The sequence below is a fragment of the Enterovibrio norvegicus genome (assembly GCF_002876705.1).
Classification (GTDB): domain Bacteria; phylum Pseudomonadota; class Gammaproteobacteria; order Enterobacterales; family Vibrionaceae; genus Enterovibrio; species Enterovibrio norvegicus_B.
The window spans coordinates 1,258-3,888 of sequence record NZ_MDAG01000043.1; the positions used below are offsets into that span (position 1 = coordinate 1,258).

A 2,631-nucleotide genomic window follows, 5' to 3' on the forward strand; every position below is an offset into this window, starting at 1 on the left:
TCCCGTTCATGACCTTGTTAGCTATCTTTTATGACAATAGTTCTAGCCAACAAATCGCCCAAACGTCTTCTCTTTTTACCCAAAATAAATGCTGAATCTATGAACCCAAGAGTAATACAAAGAAGGTTTCTAAAAAATGATTGGACCAATGAGCAATATGCTCCTGTTTTTTTATCAATAACCGAGATTTTAAAAAACCACTTCCCCAAACTTCGACCCTTTGGTAATGAATCACTCAAAAGATAATAAGACACAGAAAAAGATAGTGAATATATTCGAACGCTTTCTGTATCTAATTTAGCTTCACTTAGAATGTAAAAAACACCGATAAAAATCAGCCCACTAATTAGTGAATCTGCCATTTGTGCTAAAAATCGATCTCGAAGAGGTGCTGTCGAAAAGTCTGGTGTTTCGAATGGGCCCTCTTCTGGCCTGCCGGAAAGCTCCTCAAGAGCACCAGAAAAGTTTCCCAAATGTGGATCTTTTTTTTCCATAGCATCCTTCCCTGTAGCTAACGCCGCGCACACAGCCTAGCGACTTTGGCGGTTTTTGTACGGCCTTTTGCACAAAAAGTGACACAGTTGCGAAGTCGGTGCTGCGCCTTGTTAAATTTATACTTCAACTTTATAACCTAAAGCCAATTCATCACCAGGCATACCACGAATACCCCAATTCTCTTTTGGCGTTTCATAAATGGTAATCTCTATATCTTGGGAACTTATTCCAGTAGCAGTATTTATGTTATTGAATAACTCACGTATCAGCGATTTCTTGGCTTCGATTGAACGGCCTTCAAACATAGAGATTTCTATAATTATGTATTCTTCACTTCGGTCATCTGGATAAATGAAATCATCCTTATTCAGTGAAATGAATCTGTGGAATTTCTTTTCCTTTGGATATTCAAGAGCACTCATCACTGAATCATGAATAGAACTTGAAATAGCATCTCGATTTTTATCGAGGTTGTCCTTCAATCCATAAATCTTAATTTGAGCCATATTCTCTATTCTTCCTGAAATTTAACGTTGCAATAATGGGCGCTTATTAAACCGCCCAAACCGCTTTAATTCCTTGTATTCACGACACTTTAAAAAGCTGCCGCGTTGACAAAGCGTCTCTCATTGATTGCCTTGTTATAGGCCGCTGTTCACCAATCCCATTTTTATTTCAGTTCAAAGGCTGGACACGGTGTTCCTTGGTGATACTTCAACTGCCAGCAAGTACCTGTAAAAGCCCAAATTGAACAACGCTTTGCGTAGTCACTGATTTCACCTGATGGAGCGACTATAGCTGACTCATATTTAAGAAGTTGAACCGAAGGCTCTAGTTGAACACATTCATAATTCTGCGAATGGACTCTGCAGCCTGAAGGCTCCTCTGCGCTCATCACGTTAACGATTGAAGCGAAGTCAAAACTGAGACCTGACTTACCGACTTCAGCAAAACTAGGATGGATCAATCGCTCAACATCAGCTCGACTTTGACGAACTTCATACCGATGAAGCTCGGTTTCTTGTTCAACTAAAATATCCACTTGTTCTCCTGAGCTGATAAGGCATATAACGCCCGCAACACCGGACGGATTTGAGATGGCTGCGATTTTTGCGGCCCTTTTGCAAAAACGAAGACAGCTTAAACACGGTCCGAGTGATTGCGTTTGTTAAAAGCAGACTAGTTACAAACACTTTAACCTGCTCGTTAGTTGTTCTTTATGCTTAGACATGAAATATTCGACCTCGACTGCCCAATTGTAATCACTGGCAATATCACGAGGCATAATCTTTGAGAGCGATTCGAGACAGCTCTCTAGTACAGTTGAGCCAGCCGTGCCCAGTAACAATGTAGATATTAAAGCTTTCTCAGACTCTGGTGTTTTATATTGTTCTAAATCCATAGCAGCATCATCACGCTCAGAGATACTTGCGTTATGGTCTAGAAGCACCGAAATTAAACCTTGAGGCTGATTCATGATGGCCTTTTAACGCCGCATTAAGGTGTGAACAGCGTTTGCCTATACTTTGAGCGAAGCGAAAACGGCAAGCGTTGCGAATCACTCTTAAATGCTTTGTTATGGCTGTTCCAAAGTAGTGCGAAAAGCAGCTTCAAGTTCGACATAATTGTTATCAGTGAGACAAACTGCCAAGTATTTTTCAAGTGGCGTTTTTGTAAAAGGAAAGTAGTTGGATAAATACTTCGGTATTTCATTTGAGACGACAATCTCTTGCCCACACTCTTTAAACTGATTGCCTGTAATATCCACATAAAACTTGGAATTAACAAATAGCCAAACGTGATTATTTGCGCTACCACCAGTAGGTTTACGATGAGAACCGTTACATACATGTATATCTTGAAACCCGATTTCCATTAACATTTTACCTAGCCAGAGACTAGTAACTTCACATGCACCTCTTGGAAAGGAATCAAACTCTGATGGAACAAAAGGATCACCTTTGTCCCAAGATTCATTAAGTGTTTCAATTAGAGCTTTTTTAACATGATAACATGCTGATTCAAGACGACTCTTAGTTTCCATATTCTTCCAAATTTCTGATGTAAGCCATAACGCTGTGATAACGGGTACTTGCCCGCACTAAACCTCACCAAGCCAATGTATTCACGCCACTT

4 protein-coding genes are annotated in these 2,631 nt (G+C 40.2%); all 4 read right to left on the reverse strand.

Going from position 1 to position 2,631, the window contains the following annotated elements:
* Positions 1 to 17: 17 nt before the first annotated feature.
* On the reverse strand, positions 18 to 494 hold the full coding sequence (locus tag BCT27_RS18500; RefSeq protein ID WP_102396434.1) for an RDD family protein: 477 nt from the start codon (positions 492 to 494) through the stop codon (positions 18 to 20).
* A 117-nt stretch (positions 495 to 611) separates the two neighbouring features.
* Positions 612 to 1,001, reverse strand: a complete 390-nt coding sequence (locus tag BCT27_RS18505) for a tautomerase family protein (protein WP_102396435.1) — start codon at positions 999 to 1,001, stop codon at positions 612 to 614.
* 164 nt (positions 1,002 to 1,165) lie between these two features.
* Entirely contained in the window at positions 1,166 to 1,537 is a 372-nt protein-coding gene (locus BCT27_RS18510; protein ID WP_102319486.1) for a nuclear transport factor 2 family protein, read from the reverse strand.
* A 534-nt stretch (positions 1,538 to 2,071) separates the two neighbouring features.
* Positions 2,072 to 2,539 carry a hypothetical protein gene (locus BCT27_RS18520; protein ID WP_102396436.1) on the reverse strand — a complete coding sequence of 156 codons (468 nt, stop codon included), beginning with the start codon at positions 2,537 to 2,539 and terminating at the stop codon, positions 2,072 to 2,074.
* Positions 2,540 to 2,631 lie beyond the last annotated feature (92 nt).